Here is a 21994-nt window from a genome sequence, read left to right on the forward strand (position 1 = left end):
CAATTAATGAGCATCTCAAAAAATCAGTTAAAATTAATAACTAGTTTATCACAAAAAAAGTATAGACAAAAGCATAATTTATTTATTGCAGAAGGTATAAAAGTGGTAAATGAATTATTAAAGTCTTCTTTTGAAGTAGCAACATTATTTTGCACAAATGATTACGAAACTAATCTTACAGAAGATAAAATTGTTAGAATTGATGAAGCCGATTTAAAAAAAATAAGTTCTTTAAAATCACCTAACAAAGTTTTAGGATTGTTTAAAATACCCAAGCTAAATTCTATAAACAACTGGGGATTAATTGTAGCTTTAGATGCTATTAACGATCCTGGTAATTTAGGTACAATAATAAGACTTTGCGATTGGTACGGAGTTACACAATTAATTTGTTCTAAAGATACCGTAGATTGTTTTAATCAAAAAGTTGTGCAAGCATCTATGGGTTCTTTGACTAGAATTGCTATTAACTACGTTAATTTAGAAGCTTACTTAAACGAAACCCATTTACCAACTTATATTGCTGATATGGATGGTGACAATGTGTATAAAACACAATTACCCGCAGAAGGAATTTTAATTATGGGAAATGAAGCTAACGGAGTTTCTAACCAAATTAAAAAATTAATATCTAATAAGATTTCTATACCAAGATTTGGAGAAGTACAAGAAACCGAAAGCTTAAATGTTGCAACTGCAACAGCTATTTTGTTAAGCGAATTTAAACGAAATAGTTAAGATTTACTCGAACGCAAAATTTATAAAGATACCACGAGTTCCCATAAAATTAACTGGCGCCGTCCATCTACTATTTGGGTCATCATCATATTTTATCTCGTTATTCATTGCAAAAACTCCGCGAATTGATGGAGAAAATTTAAAGTAGTATAAATAGAAATCTACACCAACACCAACCTCGTACATAAAATTGTTTGTTTTCATTCGAAATTGTCCTGCAGAATTGTCGTCTTGATTGTCTTCGTTTGAAGAAAAATTATAATCATAGGAAACACCAGCAAGTAAATAAGGTCTAAAGTTTTTATATCTATCCGTACTAAATTTAAATACCAATGGCACATGTAAATATGTAGAACTTACCTCTCTAATGCTGTCTTGCGGATTTGCAGAACCTTTTAAGTGATTAAAAATTATATTTTTAGAGTTACTCATTAAACCAGGTTCTAAACGCAGGTTTAAATTTTTATGCAAACGCAAATCTGCTATTAAACCAACATTAAAACCAGTAGTAGATTCTACAGTAATATTTGCATCTGTAATACTACTTTCTTTAAGGTTTAGTTTAAAATCATTTTGATTTAAACCTAAGTAAAAGCCATAATGCAAAGGTCTTTTATCAAAAGTTGGTAAATAGTCTACACGTTCTCTTTGTGCAAAAAAAGAACTACTAACTAATATAGAAAAACAAAAAAATAAAATTCTTTTACTCATAATTATTTACGTGCTGTGTAAATTGTTGCAACACCAAATGTTACAGGATTATCTTCTGTATGTGTAAACCCATTTTTTTGTAAAATATTGTTGAAAGCTTTACCAAACGGAAAAGAATTTGCAGATTCAGACAAATAAGAATAGGCTACTTTGTCTTTAGAAAACAGTTTACCTACAATTGGTAAAAACAAATTTGTATATAATTTATAACCTTGTTTAAAAGGGAATTTCGTTGGATTAGATGTTTCTAAAATTACTAAAACCCCTGTTGGCTTTAAGACTCTTGCAATCTCTTTAATTCCTTTATCTAAATTGGCAAAATTTCTAACACCAAAAGAAACTGTAATAGCATCAAAAGTATTGTCTTCGAAAGGCATTTCTTCAGAATCACCTACAATCATTTCTATTTTATCAGAAAGTTTTGCTTTGGCTATTTTTTGCTTACCAACTTCTAACATTCCTGCAGAAATATCTAAACCAACAATTCTATCAGGGTTTAAACTAGACATCATTAAAGCTAAATCGCCAGTTCCTGTTGCAATATCTAAAATTTGCTTCGGATTATTTTCACCAACAATTTCTACAACTTTTTTACGCCATTTAACATCTATTCCTAAAGAAATAACTCTATTTAAACCATCGTAATTACCAGAAATATTATCGAACATTTGTGCAACTTGTTCTTTTTTTCCTAATTCAGAATCTTTATAAGGTTTTATAATTTTCGACATACGTTATTTCTTAAGGCTTAAATATTTTGTATTATTATCCGTTTATTGCAACCACTTCATTAATTTGGTTTGGTAGCATTTCTTTTAATAAATTTTCTATTCCGTTTTTTAATGTTGCTGTAGATGATGGGCAACCGCTACAAGCACCTTGTAGAACAACACTTACAACTTTATTCTCTTCATCAAAAGATCTAAAAGCAATATTTCCTCCGTCTCCGGCAACCGCAGGCTTAATATATTCGTCTAAAATATCTACAATTTGAGCAGAAATTCCTTCTAAGGCTACTTCAGGAACTGTTTCTGTAGTATCTGCAGAAGTTGATGCTTCTTGCTTTGGTAATTCTTTGATTATTATTTTTCCTTCCGCTAAATATTCTCTAATGAAAGATCTTACTTCTCCGTACACTTCATTCCATTCTACCATATCATATTTGGTAATAGAAATATAGTTATCAGAAATAAAAACTTCTTTTACAAACGGAAAATTAAAAATTGCTTGCGCTAAAGGAGATGACGTATTCGCTTCGTCTATATTTTTAAACTCAACATCTGTTTGAGTTAATGCTTTGTTAATACCAAACTTCATTACTGCTGGGTTTGGCGTAACTTCTGCATATACCTCTATAGCCTCTTTTTTAGAAGTTTTTTGTTCGTTTACAACAACATTACCTGCATTTATATATGCTTCAATCTGCTCTTTTACTTCTTCTTGTACATCAATCCATTGTACAATATCAAAACGTTGTATTGCTATAAAATTTGCTGTAACAAAAACCTTTTTTACAAATGGTAAATAAAATAATTGTTGTGCTAACGGAGAGTTTTTTGCTTCGTCTATGTTGTTAAACTCATAACTACCACCATTTATTAAAATAGTGTTACTGTTATATTTAATGATTGTATCATTAGTAGTTTCTTGTATGGTAATTTTAGTATCTGACATGTTCTAAAAATTGAATTGCAAAATTAAGGCAAAAAAGATAAATAAGATTATCTAATGCTAAAAACTTCAAGACTCTGTTAGATTTTATAATTAAAATATAAAATCTAACAGAGTCTTAAAAATAAGTTGTTAAATATACTATAGGTTTATAGAAACTGTTGCTGTAAAAAATCGATTATCGATATCTAAATCAGCAGCATTTACATTAAAACCTGAGTAAAAATTATAGGGTGTTGTTCTGTTATTATTACTGTAAGCTAAATCTATTTTAAAGTTTCCAAAATTATAACCACCACCAAAAGAATAACCTTCTAAGTTATCTGAATCTAAAGCCATTTTGTCCGGACTTTGCTCGTATTTATAACCTCCTCTTACACTAAATCTATCAAAACGCCATTCTGAACCAATGTTAATTGCATGTGTATTTCTTAATTCGTTGGCAAAAAAGTTATTTTCATCAGAAAAATCTCCTTCAGAAAGCTGCATATCTTTGTAATTCTTGTTGATATAATCGATGCTCAACAAGCCATTTTTTCCGAAGACAAAAGCAGCACTTGTAGTAAATTTACTAGGCGTCTTTAATCTATAAATTAATCTTTGAGAAGGAAAATTTCCGCCAAAAGTATTATCGTAAGTAGTATTGTTATTACTAACTGTTATTTCTGTATCACCATTATAACCATCATTATCAACAATATTCGTTTCTTCTAACATTTCTGTAAACCAAGTTGGTGTTTGATAAGACATGCCAAATCTAAAATTTTGATGTGCTTTATATATAAAACCGAAATTTAAAGAAACACCTGCACCTGTTGTAAAGTTTTCTTGATATATATTAGCATCTAAGGTATTTCCGTTTCCATCATTATTAAACTCGACCAAAGTAGAACGCTGACTAAAATTTAAATCGTAAAAATTTAAACCTGCACCAACATACAGTTTGTTTCTGTGCACAGATGAAAAAGCAATATTCATTTCACTCAACTCACCTTTATAATCATTAAAAAAACGCTGTTCTTCTGCAATATTGTAATCTATTGTTGGCGTATTGTTATCTAAAGGAAAATCTCTAAAAGTAGCAACACCACTATTACCCATAGCGCTAAAACTATTTGTAAAATCTTTTGTAATTCGATAATTAAAACCTATTGCAAATTTGCTCCAATCAGATTTATAAGCACTGTCAAAAACTAAAACTGCACCGGCTTGCGATAAATTTAAAAATTGTTCTTGATTATTAGTACTGTTTCCATAATACGTTGTGTTAATATCAGTATTTCTAGAATTTAAAGTGGCTGCAAAAGCACTGTTATTAAAAACCGCTAAACCTGCGGGATTGATGTTCATAACAGATAAATCTCCGCCAAGTGCACCAAAAGCACCACTCATAGAAGTAAATCTTGCTGTACCATTATTATCGTCTTGAGAGAAAAGCAATCCTAAATCTTGATATCCTAAAGACTGAGAATAAGACGTTATTGTTACTGCGAATAATACCGCTAATGTTATAATTTTTTTCATTTTAAATTTTGTATTTGTTAATGAATAAGAGTCTTAATTTCTTCTTCTAGACGAAGATGATGAACTTCTACCCGAAGATCTACTACTTCTGTTTGATGAACTTCTACTAGATGTATTTCTAGAAGAAGTTGAAGACGATCTAGAATAACTTCTATTAGAGCTAGACCTATTAGAACTAGTTCTAGAACTTCTATTTATAGTAGCATTATTTCTTCTTGTTGTAGAAGAACCAGATCTTCTTGTACTGCTAGATCCTCTTGAGGTATTACCGAACTTCTTCTAGTAGTATTCGTATTTCTAGAAGTGTTACCATAAGTTCTACTTCTAGTACTAGAAGATCTTCTTCTTGTAGTATTAGAATTTTGTCTTGTACTTGTGCTTCTTCTTCTAGATGAAACTGATGTGTTTCTAGAATTTACATTATACCTTCTGTTGGTGTTATTGTAAACTGTTCTTCTACCGTATGTAGAATTTCTATAATATCTGTTGTTATAATTGTAAAATCTATTATTTCTGTAAGGATTGTAAAATCCATAATAAGGATTTCCATAAAAGCCATAATTAAATCCCCAAGCAAAATTATTATGATAAGGATGCCAGTAAGGATTGTATCCCCAATAGTTATTCCATAATCTGTTTCTAAATCTCCAATTATTATTATAAAAACCGTTGTTAAAGCCCCAATTACCGTAATAAGGCCCAAAATTATTCCAATAAGGATCATTTATTAAATTTACCTGAACAACAACATCATTATTATCATTTGCACCCCAAGAAGGATTGGTATTGTAATTTAAATTGTCTTCTAAATAAATAGAATCTTGTGAATTATAAGAATTAACATCCGTAAAGATTTCAGTATCATTTAGATTTTCTAACCTTTCTAATTCTCTAGTAAAATAATCGTTATTGTAGTTATTATAACCCGCTTCATCTACTACTCTTACGTTACTTTCTGTAACATTAGAATCGCTACCGTAAATTCCGTCATCATTATAAGCACTTTGGTAAGTACCACAAGAAACTAAGAATAAACTAGTAGTTATTAAAAGAAGAATTAAGTTACTATTATTTTTTATGTGTCGTATTTTCATAAGGCGTATTTTATGTAGGTATTATTATTGTTGAAAAAGTACGTTAAACAAAAAAATCTAAACTTTACTTGGTCTCTAACCTTTTTGTAGTAATTTTGTATCGTTTGTATAGAAAAAATATTAAACAATCTTTTAACATAAATTTCACTTTAAAGGTAACAATATTTGTGCCAAACTTTTAATTATGAGTAAACATTTAACAAAAAGGGAAGACGATTATTCTAAATGGTATAATGAGTTAGTTGTTAAAGCAGATTTAGCTGAAAACTCTGCTGTAAGAGGATGTATGGTAATAAAACCCTATGGTTTTGCAATCAGGAAAAAATGCAAGCAGAGCTAGATCGTATGTTTAAAGAAACGGGGCATGAAAATGCTTATTTTCCTTTGTTTGTTCCTAAAAGTTTATTTGAAGCAGAAGAAAAAAATGCAGAGGGTTTTGCTAAAGAATGTGCAGTTGTAACACATTATAGATTACAAAATGACCCAGATAAACCAGGGAAATTAAGAGTAGATCCGGAAGCAAAATTAGAAGAAGAATTAGTAGTTAGACCAACCTCGGAAGCTATTATTTGGAATACATATAAAGGTTGGATACAATCTTATAGAGATTTACCATTACTTATTAATCAATGGGCAAATGTTGTTCGTTGGGAAATGAGAACTCGTTTATTCTTAAGAACTGCAGAGTTCTTGTGGCAAGAAGGCCATACGGCACACGCAACAAAAGCAGAAGCTATTAGCGAAGCAAAACAAATGCAAGAAGTTTATGCAACATTTGCAGAGCAATTTATGGCAATGCCTGTAATTAAAGGTTCTAAGTCTGACAGCGAACGTTTTGCAGGAGCAGAAGACACATTAACTATCGAAGCATTAATGCAAGATGGTAAAGCTTTGCAAGCAGGTACAAGTCATTTCTTAGGACAAAACTTTGCAAAAGCATTCGATGTTAAGTTTACTTCTAAAGAAGGGAAACAAGAACATGTTTGGGCAACTTCTTGGGGAGTTTCAACTAGACTAATTGGAGGTTTAATAATGACGCACTCTGATGATAATGGTTTAGTGTTGCCTCCAAAATTAGCGCCAATACAAGTTGTTATTGTACCAATATATAAAGGTGAGGAACAATTAGAAGCAATTTCAGAAAAAGTAAATGTATTTGTAAAAGAGTTAAGAGTTAAAGGAATTTCTGTAAAGTTTGATAATAGAGATACTTTTAGACCTGGTGCAAAATTTGCAGAATACGAACTAAAAGGTGTGCCAGTAAGAATAGCTATTGGTAAAAGAGATTTAGAAAACGGAACTGTAGAAGTTGCCGGAAGAGATACTTTAGAGAAGCAAACAATAAACCAAGTTGATGTTTCTGATTTTGTAAGTAATCTTTTAGAAGAAATTCAAGAAAACTTATTTACAAAAGCTGTAGACTTTAGAACAGCACACACAACATCTGTAGATACTTTTGATGAGTTTAAAGAAGCAATTAAAAATAAAGGTGGTTTTGTATCTGCGCACTGGGATGGTACAGAAGAAACAGAAGACAAAATTAAAGAAATTACAAAAGCAACTATAAGATGTATTCCTAATGATGCAAAAGAAGAAAATGGTGTTTGTGTTTTTAGCGGAAAACCGTCTTCTAAAAGGGTACTTTTTGCCAAAGCATATTAATTTTAAAAAAATGCATTTTTTTTAAAAAATAGTTGCAGAAGTAAAAAAAGGTTGTATATTTGCACCCGCAATTGAGACATACTAAACATATCGATTGATTGTTATGGTCCGTTCGTCTAGGGGTTAGGACGCATGGTTTTCATCCATGTAACACGGGTTCGATTCCCGTACGGACTACAAAGTTTTAATAAAAAAACGAATTAAGAAATTATGGCAAATCATAAGTCAGCATTAAAGAGAATTAGAAGCAACGAAGCTAAAAGATTACGTAACAAATACCAGCACAAGACAACTAGAAATGCTGTTAGAGATTTACGTACATCAGAAGACAAGAAAGAAGCAGAAGGAAAATTAAGTACTGTTATTTCTATGTTAGACAAATTAGCTAAGAATAACATTATTCACAAGAATAAGGCTGCTAACTTAAAATCTAAATTAACTAAGCACGTAGCTGCATTGTAAGATTTTAATTCTTAAGAATTTAAAAAAACTCTGAATATTTATTCAGAGTTTTTTTGTGCTTTACTTTTTAGACGATAAATATATTAGAGCTATTGAGTTTATTATTTAGTTAGTTAAATAACATCCAAAAAGTAATGATTCTACTTCATGAATTAATTAGTTCTATTAAATGATTTGAATTGGCAGATTGATATCATAAAAGATTTTTACAAACTAAAACATCAGAAACCAAATCAATAATTAAATAATCTATTATATTTTACGTCGATGGATTCACAATTAATAAGTGTTCATTTCAAGGATGAAATAATAAAGAATAATTAGCTTAAATTAGAGTCAAAATAAGGTTATTAAAAGACTTACAAATTATTAATAAGGTTGTTTACCAATCGTACTTTTTATGAGCATCTAGCCTAATAAAAATAAATAAAAGAATTGTAAATCCCCAAAGAGAAGAACCACCATAACTAAAAAATGGCAAAGGAATACCAACTGTAGGCAACAAACCTATTACCATACCAATATTTACAATTACATGAAAAAAAGTATCGAAGCTAAGCTGTAACCATAAATTCTACCAAACTTGTTTGTATGCGTTTCAGATAAATACAATATTCTATACATCATCAGCATAAAAAGAATAATCACAAGAGAGCTACCTATAAAACCCCACTCTTCTCCTATTACACTAAAAATATAATCTGTATGTTGTTCTGGCACAAAATCACCTTGTGTTAAATCTCCTTTTAAAAACCCTTTACCACTAACACCTCCGAACTTATAGTTAATTCAGATTGATAAGAGTTATAACCGATTCCCTGATTATCTTGCTTTAGCCCTAACAAAATTTCGAAACGATCTCTATGATGTTGTTTAAATACATTATTATAAGCAAAACCTGAACCTAATACAAACGCAGTAACTATTAGATAAACCCCAATAATTTTATACCAATTAAAACGAAAAAATCGTTTACCGCCTTTGTATAAAATGTAAGCAGTAAAAACAGATATTACTCCTAATAACGAAGATAAAACTATAGTTGTGCCAAATAATATGGTTAGTAAAAATAAAACTACAATTGCTACACCAATAATAATATAATATAAGGTTAAACCTTCTCTATGCAATACAAAGAAGAAAGAAAGATATATTAACGCAGAACCTGCATCTGGTTGTAAAATGATCAGAAAAGCTGGTAAAAAGATAATAGCAAATGCTTTTATCCGGTTTTTTACCAATTTAAAATTGTATTGTCTATCACTTAATAATTTTGCGACTGCTAAAGCTGTAAATGCTTTTACAAATTCTGAAGGCTGTAAACCAAGTACTCCAAAATTATACCAAGAAGTAGCACCATTAATTGTCTTCCCAAAAAGAAACAAACCAACTAAAGATAAAAGGGAAATAATATAAAGAATACTAGAAAATTTCTCGTAAAACTTAGAGTTAAAAAAAGAATAAGTACTATTAACGGAATTGTTAGACAAATAAAAATTAACTGTTTACCGTATTTAGTAGAAAAACTAAGAATCCGGATATCTTCTTCAGATTTAGAAGCAGAGTAAATGTTTAGCCAACCAAAACCGACCAAAACAACAAATAGTAATACTAATAACCAATCTATACCTGCAAAAATATTATTTCGTTCCTGACGCAATTTCTTCTTCTGTTTTAGGTATTAATTTATCATATTCAGATTTTAAACTGATGTTTAGCATATTTGTTTCTCTATACTTAGTTGCTTCTGATATTTTTCCGTTAAGGTATTTCTCTATCATCAAACTAGTAATAGGAGCCGCAATTCTAGAACCATATCCACCATTTTCTACAAAAATTGCTATTGCTATTTTAGGGTTATCTTTTGGCGCGAATGCGACCAATATAGAATGGTCTTCTAACTTAATTCTTTTACCGTCTACAACCGCATAATTTTCCGAAGTTCCGGTTTTTCCACAGATATCAATCCCTTTAACTTTTACGCCACTTCCTGTTCCTGTTTTAAAAACTTCATGCATTGCTTCAACAACAGGATCAAAATATTCTTTATTTATAGAAGTTACTTTCTTTTTTGTAAAATTAGGATTGTCTATTGGTTGATTATTAACTTTTTTAGAATATGCGGTGTATAAAAATAGCCTCTATTTGCAATTGCCGCTGTAAAGTTAGCTAACTGAATTGGTGTTGTTTGAACCTCACCTTGACCAATTGCATTAGAAATATTTGTAGATGCATTCCAAGAATATCGATACGCATTGTCATAATATTTACCTACCGGAATAAAACCAGGACTTCCTTGAGGTAAATCATAACCCAAATAATTTCCTAATCCAAAACTTTTTACATGATTTGCCCAACTATCTAATCCTTCTGAAGGTTTATTATCTTTTTCTACAATTCTTTTGTAGGTATTAGAAAAATAACTGTTGCAAGATTTAGCTATTGCTGTTTTTAGACTAATTGGTCTGTTATAAATATTACAATGGCAGCCCATAAACTCACCTTTTCTGCCACCATACCTGTAACCATTAAAGCATTTAAAAGTAGTACTTTCATTGATAACGCCTTCTTGTAAACCTATCAAAGCATTCATCATTTTAAAAGGTGAACCTGGAGGATATGAAGCCTTCAAACCTCTGTCATACGTTGGTTTTTCTAAATTATTAGGATCCATTAAAATAACTGAGTTTGGAGAACGTTTTCTACCAACCATCATATTAGGGTCGTAAGAAGGCGCCGTAACTAAGGCTAAAATTTCTCCGGTAGCTGGTTCTATTGCAACAATACCTCCTCTTTTATTTTTCATTAACTTTTCTCCGTATTGTTGTAAATCTAAGTCTAAAGTTAAAGTTAAATCTTTTCCGTTTTCCGGCAAAGTATCATAAGCACCGTTTTTAAAAGAACCAACAATATTATTAAGTTTGTTTTTTCTATAATACTTTTTTCCTTTCCTTCCTCTTAAAAAAGTTCGTATTGCTTTTCTACACCAGCTTTTCCAATTAATTCTCCTTGTTCGTAATACGTACTACTTTTTGCTAGCTGATTATTAACTTCGCTAATATAACCAACAACATTTGCCGCAGATTTAAAAGGGTAATCTCTAATGATTCTTTTCTGTATAAAGAAGCCTTTATACTTATGCAATTTTTCTTGAAGAAAAGCAAAATCTTCTTTTGCTAATTGTTTTAAAAAACGGAAGGTTTATAAGATGCAAAATTTACAGATCGATTAAATCTTTTGTGAAAATCTTCTTTGGTTATCTTTAATAATTTACAAAACTCTAAAGTATCTAACGGTTTTACCTTATTTGGTTGCACCATTACATCATAAGAAAGTTGGTTTGCAATTAATAACTTACCATTTCTATCGTAAACGTAACCTCTTCTCGGATAATCAAACTTTTTTCTACTGCAGAGTTATGTATAGGATCATAACTTTCTCCTCTAACAATTTGTAGTTGAAATAATCGACCAATAAAAACCAAACCCACAAGTGTGATTAAAGTATAAAGTAATAAACTTTTTTGCATTATTGCTTTTTAGAAAAAATAAACGTTGCCAAAAAATATATAATTAACGTAAAAATACTAGAGTAAATTGTGTTAATTATAACATTCGAAAAATTTTGAATACTAAAGTTAGCAAAAGAAAATAATATAAAATGATGAATTACTGTTAAAGTTACAACATAATTAAATCGTTTACCAAAAGGCTCTAAATTAAGTCTAAAAAAAGGAAAATCTACCTCAAATTTATTAAAATAGACTCTTACAAAAAACAAGCGAATATATGCTATAAACAAAGTAGAAAAAGCGTGTATACCGCCAGAATCTGAAAAAAAATCAATAATTAATCCCAATAAAAATGCCAGAAAAAGAAATACAAATCTATTTTTATTTAATGGATAAAGAAATATAAACAGTATATATAAATAAGGATTTACATAACCTAAAAACAAGATATTATTTAAAATAAAAACTTGTATCAAAATCATAAAAACAAACAGAAGTCCGAAAAAAATTGTCTTATTCATTTACTAGATTTTCTGTGTTCTTTATTTCTTCTTTATGCAAATTCTTAACAATATAAACGTTACCTAAATTACTCATATCATTAAATAACTTAACGTTAATAATATTTTCTACTGCATTGTTTTTATTAACACTACTAACGGTTCCTATTAAAATTCCTTCGGAAAAATTGTAGACTTACCACCTGTTTCGATAGTATCACCTACTTTTATAGAAGCTTGCCTTGGTATATCAATCAATTGTACTGTATTATAATCTAATCCATTCCATTTTAAAGAACCAAAATACTGGCTATTTTTTAACCTTGCATTTAAATTAGAATTTTTATTTAGAATTGATTGAACTCGAGCGTATCTTTTAGAAGTATTGTCTGTAATACCAATAATTCCTAAACTATTAATTACAGCCATTTCTTTTTGAACACCATCTTGTTCTCCTTTATCAATAGTTAAAAAATTAAATTCTTTAGCGTAATTATTATTGATAATTCTTGCGTTTGAAAATGTATATTTCTGAAAATAATTGATTGTATCTACAACCGTAGAATCTAGGTTTACAATTGAAATATTTTTTTGCTGTAATAAGTTTCTTAAGCGCGTATTTTCTTCTAAAAGAATATCGTTTGTATGCTTTAGACTAAAATATTCAGAAATATTAGAAACCTTATTGTACATACCACCCGTTAACGAGTTTGCAGAGTTTACATACTTACTTTTATGAAAGTTTAAGTTATTAAAAGTAAGTGCTAAAGCAATAAATTGCAGCAACATAAAAAATAAAAAATATTTAAATTTTTGTAAAAAGTAAATAAGCTGCTGCATACTAAACCGCTAAAGTTTTATTTCATTAATACATTTTTGTATTTATCTAATTCTTTTAATGCAATACCTGTACCCCTTACAACAGCTCTTAAAGGATCTTCTGCTACGTACACCGGTAAATCTGTTTTTCTAGAAAGTCTCTTATCTAAACCTCTTAACATAGAACCTCCACCTGCTAAATAAATACCTGTATTGTAAATATCTGCTGCCAATTCTGGCGGAGTTTTAGATAGAGTTTCCATAACGGCATCTTCAATTCTTAAAATAGATTTGTCTAATGCTTTTGCTATTTCTCTGTATGAAACTTGTACTTGTTTTGGCTTACCACTTAATAAATCTCTACCTTGAACCAACATGTCTTCTGGCGGAGTTTCTAAATCCTCTGTAGCAGCACCAATTGTTATTTTAATTTTTTCTGCAGTAGTTTCTCCTACATGTAAATTATGTTGCGTACGCATGTAGTACATAATATCATTTGTAAACAAATCTCCTGCAACTTTTACAGATTGATCACAAACAATACCCGCTAAAGCAATAACAGCAATTTCTGTTGTACCACCACCTATATCAATAATCATATTTCCTTTTGGCTCCATAATGTCTATACCAACACCAATTGCAGCAGCCATAGGTTCATAAATTAAATAGATTTCTTTAGCATTCATGTGTTTAGCAGAATCTCTAACAGCACGTTTTTCTACTTCTGTAATTCCTGATGGAATACAGATTACCATTCTAAGTGCTGGTGGAAATAACTTCTTTTTGATTGACGGAATTTGTTTTACAAACTCTTTAATCATCTCTTCAGAAGCCTGAAAATCTGCGATTACTCCGTCTTTTAACGGACGAATTGTTTTGATATTTTCATGGGTTTTTCCTTGCATTAAATTGGCTTCTTTACCAATTGCAATTATTTTACCGGAAATTCTATTTCTAGCAACAATAGAAGGACTGTCTATAACCACTTTTCCGTCGTGAATTATCAACGTATTTGCGGTTCCTAGATCAATCGCAATATCTTCCGTCATAAAATCAAAAAACCCATAAAATATCTTTAATGTATTATTTAAAGTAAGTATTACAAAGCTACTAAAAATCTCTCTGTAAACTTAATAATTTATTAATGTTTAAAATGTCTTGTTCCTGTCATTACCATCGATAAATTATTTTCATTACAATAATCTATACTTAGTTGATCTTTAATAGAACCACCTGGTTGAATAACACTTTTTATTCCTGCTTTATCTGCAATTTCTACACAATCAGGAAAAGGGAAAAATGCATCACTAGCCATCACAGATCCTTTTAAATCAAATTTAAAAGAAGTTGCTTTTTCAATAGCTTGATTTAAAGCATCTACTCTACTTGTTTGCCCTGTTCCTCCTGCTAATAATTGCTTATTTTTTACAAGAATAATTGTATTCGATTTTGTGTTTTTACATAACTTCGACGCAAATAATAAATCATCTAACTCAGATTGCGTTGGTTTATTGTTTGTAACGTACTTTAAATCTTCTAATTTATCTGTAATACTATCTTTATCTTGCACTAAATTACCATTTAAACAAGTTCTAATAGTTGTTGTTGGCAATGCAACTTCTTTTGCACAAGAATTATTCTGTTCTTTTTACCTTTTAAAATTGCTAAAGCTTCTTCTGAATAACTAGGCGCAATTACAACTTCGCAAAATAATTTATGAATTTCTTCTGCAGTTGCAGCATCAATTTCTGTGTTAGCAATTAAAATTCCGCCAAAAGCAGAAACAGGATCTCCTGCTAACGCATCTACATAAGCTTGTTTTATAGTTTCTCTTTGCGCAAAACCACAAGCATTATTATGTTTTAAAATTGCAAATGTTGGTGCTTCTCCTTTAAATTCTTCTATTAAATTTACTGCAGCATCAACATCTAACAAATTATTGTAACTTAATTCTTTACCATGTAATTTATCGAAAATAGCTTCTAAATCACCAAAAAAGTATCCTTTTTGATGTGGATTTTCTCCGTAACGTAAAACCTTAGCATTTGTTTCGCTAACTTTTAAGGCTGGAGTTTCATCAGCATTAAAGTAATTAAAAATTGCTGTATCGTAATGAGAAGAGATATTAAAAGATTTTGCTGCAAAACTCTTTCTTTGTTCAAGAGTAGTTTCTCCGTTTCCTTCATCTAAAATAGATAAAAAAGCATCGTATTGATCCATAGAAGAAACTGTAAAAGTATCTTTAAAGTTTTTTGCTGATGCTCTAATTAAAGAAATACCACCAATATCAATTTTTTCTACAATATCTTGTTCTGGCGCACCAGATGCAACAGTTTTTTCAAACGGATATAAGTCTACTATTACTAAATCTATTTGCGGAATGTTATACTCTTTAAGTTCTGCAACATCACCTTCGTGATCTTGTCTATTTAAAATACCTCCAAAAACTTTTGGGTGTAAGGTTTTTACTCTTCCTCCTAAAATTGAAGGGTAAGAAGTTACATCTTCTACAGGTACTACATTTATTCCTAAATCTTTAATAAATTTTTCTGTTCCTCCTGTAGAGTAAATAGTTACATTAAGTTCATTTAATTTTCTAACAATTGGCTCTAAACCATCTTTGTGAAATACTGAAATTAATGCGGATTTGATTGTTTTTGAAGTGCTCATCTAATGTTGTGTTGTTAAGCACGCAAATTTAGTAAAACCAAGTTTGAAAGACAATAAAAAGATAGTAACAAAAACCAAGTAATTAACAACTAGTTTACTTGCACTTTCGATTTAAAACTCTCTACAAGTGCGGTATAATCTCTAGGCACTCTTCTATCTTGATTTTTTTTGTTGAATATAAAATTTTTAGTAAAAAATTAGGGGTAATTTTTTTCATTTTAGGGTATTTAGTAAGTTTTTAGGGCTTTTATTACTCTGCAGTTTCTAAAAAGTTATGAAACCATTGCACAAACATGTGGGTCCATGATTGTTTTTTCTCTATAAAATTAGTTGAATTGTCGCTATTAGCAACAGAGGTAAAATGTTCTTTTCTCATCAGTTAGGGATTTAATGATTATAGAAATACTATAAATAATAAAATGTTGTTAACAAATATAAAAAAATCCTTAAGTAACAACTATCCTATAAAATAGTTGCTACTTTGCTACATACAAACTCTAAAAGCTCTTCATCTTTTTCTGTAAAAGTATTTGCCGTATGCGAATCTATATCAATTTGACCAATATTTTCTTCGTTTACAAAAATAGGTATTACAATTTCTGATTTCACCTTCCATCCACAAGAAATGTAATTATCTTGTTCAGAAACATCTTGTACAACAAAGTTTTCGTTAGAGACAGCAACTTGCCCACAAATACCTTTTCCAAAAGGAATAATTATATGCTCTGTTTCTTCACCTGTATATTGCGCTAATTTTAATTCGTTCTTATCTCCGTTTTTAAAATAAAAACCTACCCAATCGTAGTAAGAAATTTCTTGTTCTAACAAATCGCAAATAGCTTGTAACTTAACAGCTACATTTTCTTCTAAAGCAATAATGCTTTCTACTTTATTTTTTAATATATTAATATCCATTTTTGTATATTCGTTTATGCATAATTGTAAATTGCAAAATTAAATCATTTTATATTGTGAAAAAACATAAAAATGTAGTCTTTTTTTAATTAAGTTTTTTGCAACATACTTTATTTTGTTCGCAATTTACTCGTCTTACTTACAACGATCACAAACAAAAGTAGGCCAATTTAAAACGGCTTCTATAACAACTATTGTTGCAGATCAAACGGTAGATCTATTAGATTTTTTTGGTTATGATTCTGGCGCATATCAGCATAAAGAAGAGCTTTCTGTAAAATTATTAATTCACGGTAAATACACCGCTAGGGTTATAGAAGGTTGCAACTCTGTAAGCATTATTATTTTATTTGTTGCTTTTATTGTTGCTTTTGCGGGTTCTTTAAAAGCCACTATAATTTATTCTGTTTTAGGTAGTCTATTTATTTATGTTATAAATATTGCTCGAATTGCTTTTCTTGCAGTAATGATTTATAAATATCCGAAAAACAAGAATTTTTGCACAATTTAGTTTTTCCAGCATTAATTTATGGTACAGTATTTTTACTTTGGGTAATTTGGGTTAATAAATTTAGCAACTATAAACGATGAATAGGTACATAAAAATAATATTACTTTTTCTTTTTGTTTCTCTATTATTTGTTGTGAGAGCATTTTCTGCGGAATTATTTTACGATCCTTTAATTGCTTATTTTAAAAACGATTATTTATACACAAATATGCCTAATCTAAATATTTGGTCTTTAATTGTAGATATGCTTTTTAGATATGTTTTAAATTCTGTAATTACAATTGCAATTATTTGGGTTATTTTTGAAAGAAAAGATTATGTAAAGTTTACTGGCTTTTTCTTAATGACAGCTTTTTTAATTTTAATTATCATTTTTCTCTTTTACTTAGAGATCAATTTCAATCCGGATATTTATTACCATTTTACATCAGAAGATTTATTATTCATCCATTATTTTTACTGATACTTTTACCTGCATTTTACTTTCAAAAATTAAGTAATCGATAATTTAACTAAATTTTTTGTGTTTCTTATTGTAAATTTGCATCAGAAATGAAAAAATATCTAACTAAAATAACCGCTTTTTCTCTAGCATTTTTAGTACTATTTTCTACCTTTTCTTTTACGGTAGAAGCGCATTATTGTGGTGATTTTATTGTAGACATTTCTTACACAGGTGAAGCTGAAGTTTGTAAAACAGACATGACAAATGATCTTTCTATAGCTATGAAAGATTGCTGTTCTGATAAACAACATAAAATCGAAGGTCAAGATGAATTACAAGTAAACTCTGACAAACAATTAGATTTTAGCAAACAATTTTTCTTAACTTCATTTTTAACTTCTTATAAAAGTTTATTTGTTACAAAAGACTTTGTTAAGATTTATCATAAAAATCCGTATCCGCCGAGATACAGATAAAAACTTCTTGGTTTTATACCAAACCTTTTTAATTTGATTTTATTCTAATTCTTACTAAAAACTTCATTTATGAAGTAAAGTTTTAATTTTAATAAAGTCACATATCAATGAAAAAAATATACTTAGTGGTCTTATGCTACTATTTCCGATAATTATTCTTTCTCAAAACAATTTAAAAGGAATGATTATGGACAGAGAAAATCCTAAAAATAATTTAGGTGTTACAGGGGCAACTGTAAACTGGTTAAACACAAATATCGGAGCTATAACTAATGAAAAAGGTTGGTTTACGATACCTTATAAAAAAGAATATAAAAAACTAGTTGTTAGTTATATTGGCTACAAAACAGATACAATTAGAGTATTAGACTTAACACCAATTCATCATTTCATTACACCAGAAAGCAACTTAGCCGAAATTACAATTAAAAGTAAAAGAGATGCTGTTCAAAAATCTTTATTTGCAACTGCAAACAGTTTTACGGTAAATAACGATGAACTTCTAAAAGCTGCTTGTTGCAATCTAGCAGAGAGTTTTGAAACAAATCCGTCGATAGACGTTAGTTTTTCTGATGCTTTAACCGGCACAAAACAGATTCAAATGTTAGGACTAAAAAGTCCGTATTTACAAATAATGCAAGAAAACATTCCTTCTATTAGAGGTGCAGCACAAGCTTTTGGTTTAACTTTTACGCCAGGTACTTGGGTAGAAAGTATTCAAATTACAAAGGGAGCCGGATCTGTAGTTAATGGTTACGAAAGTATTTCGGACAAATAAACGCAGAATTAGTGAAACCTTTTTCTGACAATGCTTTCTTTCTAAATGCATACAGTTCTCTTAACGGTAGATTAGAATTAAACACACATTTTAATAAAAGGGTTTCAGAAAAATGGCAAACCGGTTTATACATTCATGGTAATTATAGAGGAGAGAAATTTGACAAAAACAACGACAATTTCTTAGACGCACCTTTATCAAATCAAATAAATGTTATGAACCGTTGGCAATATACAGATGCTCAAAATGGTTGGGTTAGTTTCTTAAATGTTCGTTATTTAAATGATGAAAAACAAACAGGAGAACTTAATTTTAATCCAGAAACAGATAAAGCTACAACCAATGCTTGGGGAAGTGAAATAGACACCAAACGTTTTGAAACCTCTGCAAAAATTGGATATGTCTTTCCGGAATTACCGTTTCAAAGTTTTGGTTTACAATTAGCTTATAGCAATCATCAACAAGACTCTTATTTTGGTTTAAATATATATGATATCAAACAGGAAAGTTTATACTCTAACTTACTTTTTAACTCTATTATTGGTGATACAAGATCAAAATTTAAAACAGGTATCAACTTTACTTATGATAACTTTGAAGAACTTGTAAACACCACAAATTATAAAAGAAAAGAAAATTCTATCGGAGCATTTTTTGAATATGCTTTTGACAATTTAGACAACTTTAGTGTAACCGCAGGTATTCGAGTAGATGCACATAATTTATTAGGCACATTTATTACACCTAGAGTTCACCTAAGATATGTTCCTTGGGAAAAAGGAGTTTTTAGAGCTTCTGCTGGTAGAGGAAAAAGAAGTGCTAATATTTTTGCCGAAAATCAGCAATTATTTGCAAGTTCTAGACAAATAAACATAGATGATATTGGTGGGAATTTCTATGGATTAAATGCTGAAACTGCATGGAATTTCGGAGTTTCATATCTACAAAAGTTTAATTTGCTTGACAATAAAGGAGATATTACTTTTGATTTTTACAGAACAGACTTTAGCAATAAAGTTGTTGTAGATTGGGAAAATCCGCAAGCAATTTCATTTTACAATTTAACAGGAAAAAGTATTGCAGACAGCTTTCAAGTTGAAGTAAATTACGAATTGGCTAAAAATTTAAACTTAAGAACCGCATATAAGTATTTTGATATTTCTACGGATTATAAAAACGGTAATCTGCAGAAACCTATACAGCCTAAAGATCGTTTTTTCGCAAACTTATCTTACGAAACAGTTGCTAAAGAAAATGGAAATCAATGGAAGTTTGATATAACTTATAATGCAATTGGTAAGCAACGTTTGCCTAATACTGCAAACAATCCTATCCAATATCGATTACCGGAATATGCAGATAATTATAGTTTATTAAACTCTCAAATAACCAAAGTCTTTTCAAATAAATTTGAAATTTATTTTGGTGGAGAAAACCTAACAAATGTGCAACAAGAAAACCCTGTATTAGGTAACGATAATCCTTTTGGACCGAATTTTGATACTACAATAGTATACTCACCAATATTTGGTAGAACAATTTATGCAGGTTTACGATTTAAAATAATATAACAAACTCTATAAAAAATTAATAAAAAATGAAAAAAATAATATTCGCATTCAGTCTATTTCTAATTGGGTTTTCTGCACAAGCACAAGACGTTAAAAAAGAAAAAAGAAAAATGCAAAAGTAAGTTTTACTGTAGACGGTATTTGCGGTATGTGTAAAAAAAGAATAGAAACAGCAGCTTTAAAAACAAAAGGTGTAAAGTTTGCTATTTGGGATGTTAAAACGCATCAAATTAATGTAATATTAGATGAACGAAAAACTCCTGTCGATACTTTAAAACAAAACATCGCAAATGTGGGCCATGATATAAAAGGTTTTAAAGCAACAGATGAAGCATACAACTCTGTGCATCCTTGTTGTAAATATAGAGACAGTAAAATTATAGAAGATCATAACGGCGAGCTGAAAAAACAGTAATAAAAAAAAGCTTCATTTATATAAATGAAGCTTTTTTTTGTAACAAACAATTCACCTAGAACTAAGATTACAATATGTTTCAACTAACTTAACAATAAACTTTATATATAAATCTCTTAGCTAATTTTTAAATATTTCAACCCAATATCAGAATACATTATCTACAACAAAATTGAATTTTTAATAAATTTAAATTATTAAAAACTGATTTTAAGAGAATATTATTGCAATAAATTTAATTAATTATGATTATTGTTAAATATTCCATACTTCAAAAAATTAAAAGTTTTATAACTTAGTAAGGTCAACTTTTTATAAAACACAAACAAATGAATTCAACAAATTTTAGTAGAAGAGAATGGTTAAAAAAAGGATCATTAACTCTTGGCGCATTGGCATTAGTACCTCATGATATCTCGGAGCAGCAATGTTGCTAACGCTCAAAAAAACAACAGTACTTTTTTATACAGTTCTAATAATTATTTTAATGAATATACACCACCATTAGTTAAAGAAGAAGCTTCTTTAACAATATTAAGGTCTAACGAAAATCCTTATGGGCCACCGCCAAAATCAGTAAAAGCATTTCAAAATGAAGTTTTTGGAGGAAATAGATATTCTTGGAAATCTTTAGGCGGATTAAAAGAAAAAATAGCTAAAAACGAAGGCATTAAAACCAATCAAATTTTAATGGGACCTGGTTCTTCAGATTTATTAGAAAAAGTTGCCATGGTTTTCTTTCAAAATGGTGGTAACGTTATAAGTGCAGATCCAAGTTATATGTCTTTAATTGTTGTTGCTAAATCTGTTGGTGGTAATTGGAAGTCATACAAGTTATTAGAAGACTCTCAGCATGATTTAGATGCTATGGAAGCAGGAATAGATGAAAACACTAAGCTAGTTTATATATGCAACCCTAACAACCCAACGGGTTCTATTACAGATGCTAAAAAACTAAGAGATTTTTGTAGTAGAGTTTCAGAAAAAGTACCCGTTTTTGTAGACGAAGCTTATTTAGAATTATCTAAAAATGGCTTAAGAGACTCTATGAATACTTTAGTTGCAGAAGGTAAAAACGTAATTGTTGCCGAACTTTTTCTAAAATACATGGTATGGCAGGTTTAAGAGTTGGTTATGCAATTGGTAAAAAAGAAACATTAGATATTATTAGGGAAATTACACGTGGCGGAATGGGAATTACCGGTCCTTCTATTGCTGCAGCATCTTCTAGCTTAGACAATCAAGAATTTTTAGATTCTTGTAAAACAAAAATTACCGATGCTAGAAATTATACCATTACATACTTAAAAGAAAACAATTTTTCTTGTTTGCCTTCTGAAACCAATTTTTTAATTTTTGAAATACCTATGGAAGGAAGAGCATTTCTAAAGAAAATTTACGCAAAAAATGTTGCCGTAAAATCTTTTAAATTCAGGGACAAAAATTGGTGTAGAGTAAGTATTGGTACTATGGATGAAATGAAGAAATTCACTAATGCTATGACAGAAATATTTGTCTAGT

Annotated in this window: 15 protein-coding genes, 1 tRNA gene and 7 pseudogenes; 10 read left to right on the top strand and 13 right to left on the bottom strand. The window is 29.6% G+C overall.

Annotation, left to right across the window (positions count from 1 at the left end; genetic code table 11):
- Window positions 1–6: 6 nt before the first annotated feature.
- The gene (locus tag ACZ1HD_RS14670; RefSeq protein ID WP_472687881.1) at window positions 7–738 is read left to right on the top strand and encodes a TrmH family RNA methyltransferase; all 732 of its coding nucleotides are present in this window, start codon (window positions 7–9) and stop codon (window positions 736–738) included.
- Window positions 739–741: 3 nt separating this feature from the next.
- On the opposite strand, the gene porT is transcribed toward ACZ1HD_RS14670, so the two are convergent.
- From porT to ACZ1HD_RS14695, 5 genes are all read right to left on the bottom strand, one after another.
- Entirely contained in the window at window positions 742–1449 is a 708-nt protein-coding gene (porT, locus tag ACZ1HD_RS14675) for a type IX secretion/gliding motility protein PorT/SprT (protein WP_375240517.1), read from the bottom strand.
- A 2-nt stretch (window positions 1450–1451) separates the two neighbouring features.
- Window positions 1452–2180 (bottom strand): bifunctional demethylmenaquinone methyltransferase/2-methoxy-6-polyprenyl-1,4-benzoquinol methylase UbiE, encoded by a 729-nt coding sequence (gene ubiE / locus ACZ1HD_RS14680; RefSeq protein ID WP_472687882.1) that lies wholly within the window; start codon window positions 2178–2180, stop codon window positions 1452–1454.
- Between the two features lie 34 nt (window positions 2181–2214).
- Window positions 2215–3123, bottom strand: a complete 909-nt coding sequence (locus ACZ1HD_RS14685) for a NifU family protein (RefSeq protein ID WP_472687883.1) — start codon at window positions 3121–3123, stop codon at window positions 2215–2217.
- 138 nt (window positions 3124–3261) lie between these two features.
- The gene (locus ACZ1HD_RS14690) at window positions 3262–4644 is read right to left on the bottom strand and encodes an OmpP1/FadL family transporter (protein ID WP_472687884.1); all 1383 of its coding nucleotides are present in this window, start codon (window positions 4642–4644) and stop codon (window positions 3262–3264) included.
- 194 nt (window positions 4645–4838) lie between these two features.
- Window positions 4839–5738, bottom strand: a complete 900-nt coding sequence (locus tag ACZ1HD_RS14695) for a hypothetical protein (RefSeq protein WP_472687885.1) — start codon at window positions 5736–5738, stop codon at window positions 4839–4841.
- 184 nt (window positions 5739–5922) lie between these two features.
- Here ACZ1HD_RS14695 and proS point away from each other — a divergent pair.
- From proS to rpsT, 3 genes and pseudogenes are all read left to right on the top strand, one after another.
- Window positions 5923–7400 (top strand): annotated as a pseudogene (gene proS, locus ACZ1HD_RS14700) (proline--tRNA ligase).
- Window positions 7401–7505: 105 nt separating this feature from the next.
- Window positions 7506–7577, top strand: a tRNA-Glu gene (locus ACZ1HD_RS14705).
- Between the two features lie 33 nt (window positions 7578–7610).
- Window positions 7611–7862, top strand: coding sequence for a 30S ribosomal protein S20 (gene rpsT, locus ACZ1HD_RS14710; protein WP_077810216.1), 252 nt, complete (start codon window positions 7611–7613; stop codon window positions 7860–7862).
- A gap of 382 nt (window positions 7863–8244) precedes the next feature.
- On the opposite strand, the pseudogene rodA reads toward rpsT, so the two are convergent.
- From rodA to ACZ1HD_RS14750, 8 genes and pseudogenes are all read right to left on the bottom strand, one after another.
- Window positions 8245–9522: pseudogene (rodA, locus tag ACZ1HD_RS14715) on the bottom strand (rod shape-determining protein RodA).
- Window positions 9503–11391: pseudogene (gene mrdA, locus ACZ1HD_RS14720) on the bottom strand (penicillin-binding protein 2). The pseudogenes rodA and mrdA overlap by 20 nt, the downstream one beginning before the upstream one ends.
- Complete coding sequence (gene mreD, locus ACZ1HD_RS14725; RefSeq protein WP_472687886.1) at window positions 11391–11894, bottom strand: rod shape-determining protein MreD; 504 nt, start codon at window positions 11892–11894, stop codon at window positions 11391–11393. The pseudogene mrdA and the gene mreD overlap by 1 nt, the downstream one beginning before the upstream one ends.
- A 147-nt stretch (window positions 11895–12041) precedes the next feature.
- On the bottom strand, window positions 12042–12662 hold the full coding sequence (gene mreC / locus ACZ1HD_RS14730) for a rod shape-determining protein MreC (RefSeq protein WP_472687887.1): 621 nt from the start codon (window positions 12660–12662) through the stop codon (window positions 12042–12044).
- A gap of 68 nt (window positions 12663–12730) precedes the next feature.
- On the bottom strand, window positions 12731–13741 hold the full coding sequence (locus ACZ1HD_RS14735) for a rod shape-determining protein (protein WP_472687888.1): 1011 nt from the start codon (window positions 13739–13741) through the stop codon (window positions 12731–12733).
- A gap of 92 nt (window positions 13742–13833) precedes the next feature.
- Window positions 13834–15362: pseudogene (gene purH / locus ACZ1HD_RS14740) on the bottom strand (bifunctional phosphoribosylaminoimidazolecarboxamide formyltransferase/IMP cyclohydrolase).
- Between the two features lie 250 nt (window positions 15363–15612).
- Window positions 15613–15738, bottom strand: a complete 126-nt coding sequence (locus ACZ1HD_RS14745; protein ID WP_302849546.1) for a hypothetical protein — start codon at window positions 15736–15738, stop codon at window positions 15613–15615.
- 86 nt (window positions 15739–15824) lie between these two features.
- Complete coding sequence (locus tag ACZ1HD_RS14750; RefSeq protein ID WP_340932377.1) at window positions 15825–16277, bottom strand: GAF domain-containing protein; 453 nt, start codon at window positions 16275–16277, stop codon at window positions 15825–15827.
- A gap of 115 nt (window positions 16278–16392) precedes the next feature.
- Here ACZ1HD_RS14750 and xrtF point away from each other — a divergent pair, with 115 nt between their 5' ends.
- The 6 genes and pseudogenes from xrtF (at window position 16393) to ACZ1HD_RS14780 (ending at window position 21993) form a co-directional block, all read left to right on the top strand.
- Entirely contained in the window at window positions 16393–16788 is a 396-nt protein-coding gene (gene xrtF / locus ACZ1HD_RS14755) for an exosortase family protein XrtF (RefSeq protein ID WP_472687889.1), read from the top strand.
- Window positions 16789–16864: 76 nt separating this feature from the next.
- Window positions 16865–17220 (top strand): annotated as a pseudogene (locus ACZ1HD_RS14760) (exosortase F system-associated membrane protein); the annotation flags it as partial.
- A 120-nt stretch (window positions 17221–17340) separates the two neighbouring features.
- On the top strand, window positions 17341–17709 hold the full coding sequence (locus ACZ1HD_RS14765) for an HYC_CC_PP family protein (RefSeq protein ID WP_472687890.1): 369 nt from the start codon (window positions 17341–17343) through the stop codon (window positions 17707–17709).
- Window positions 17710–17896: 187 nt separating this feature from the next.
- Window positions 17897–20058 (top strand): annotated as a pseudogene (locus tag ACZ1HD_RS14770) (TonB-dependent receptor).
- A gap of 148 nt (window positions 20059–20206) precedes the next feature.
- Window positions 20207–20473 carry a heavy-metal-associated domain-containing protein gene (locus tag ACZ1HD_RS14775; RefSeq protein WP_472687891.1) on the top strand — a complete coding sequence of 89 codons (267 nt, stop codon included), beginning with the start codon at window positions 20207–20209 and terminating at the stop codon, window positions 20471–20473.
- A 408-nt stretch (window positions 20474–20881) separates the two neighbouring features.
- Window positions 20882–21993 (top strand): annotated as a pseudogene (locus tag ACZ1HD_RS14780) (pyridoxal phosphate-dependent aminotransferase).
- The last annotated feature ends 1 nt before the right edge of the window (window position 21994 follow it).

The sequence above is a fragment of the Polaribacter sp. HA6-7 genome, assembly GCF_055693625.1.

Excerpts from the sequence above, each read along its gene's own strand:
- ACZ1HD_RS14745 (WP_302849546.1), bottom strand. The coding sequence starts at position 15,738 with ATGAGAAAAGAACATTTTACCTCTGTTGCTAATAGCGACAATTCAACT.
- ACZ1HD_RS14775 (WP_472687891.1), top strand. The coding sequence starts at position 20,207 with ATGTGTAAAAAAAGAATAGAAACAGCAGCTTTAAAAACAAAAGGTGTA.
- porT (WP_375240517.1), bottom strand. The coding sequence starts at position 1,449 with ATGAGTAAAAGAATTTTATTTTTTTGTTTTTCTATATTAGTTAGTAGT.
- rpsT (WP_077810216.1), top strand. The coding sequence starts at position 7,611 with ATGGCAAATCATAAGTCAGCATTAAAGAGAATTAGAAGCAACGAAGCT.
- mreC (WP_472687887.1), bottom strand. The coding sequence starts at position 12,662 with ATGTTGCTGCAATTTATTGCTTTAGCACTTACTTTTAATAACTTAAAC.
- ACZ1HD_RS14685 (WP_472687883.1), bottom strand. The coding sequence starts at position 3,123 with ATGTCAGATACTAAAATTACCATACAAGAAACTACTAATGATACAATC.
- ACZ1HD_RS14670 (WP_472687881.1), top strand. The coding sequence starts at position 7 with ATGAGCATCTCAAAAAATCAGTTAAAATTAATAACTAGTTTATCACAA.
- ACZ1HD_RS14690 (WP_472687884.1), bottom strand. The coding sequence starts at position 4,644 with ATGAAAAAAATTATAACATTAGCGGTATTATTCGCAGTAACAATAACG.
- ACZ1HD_RS14765 (WP_472687890.1), top strand. The coding sequence starts at position 17,341 with ATGAAAAAATATCTAACTAAAATAACCGCTTTTTCTCTAGCATTTTTA.
- mreD (WP_472687886.1), bottom strand. The coding sequence starts at position 11,894 with ATGAATAAGACAATTTTTTTCGGACTTCTGTTTGTTTTTATGATTTTG.
- ACZ1HD_RS14695 (WP_472687885.1), bottom strand. The coding sequence starts at position 5,738 with ATGAAAATACGACACATAAAAAATAATAGTAACTTAATTCTTCTTTTA.
- ACZ1HD_RS14735 (WP_472687888.1), bottom strand. The coding sequence starts at position 13,741 with ATGACGGAAGATATTGCGATTGATCTAGGAACCGCAAATACGTTGATA.
- ubiE (WP_472687882.1), bottom strand. The coding sequence starts at position 2,180 with ATGTCGAAAATTATAAAACCTTATAAAGATTCTGAATTAGGAAAAAAA.
- ACZ1HD_RS14750 (WP_340932377.1), bottom strand. The coding sequence starts at position 16,277 with ATGGATATTAATATATTAAAAAATAAAGTAGAAAGCATTATTGCTTTA.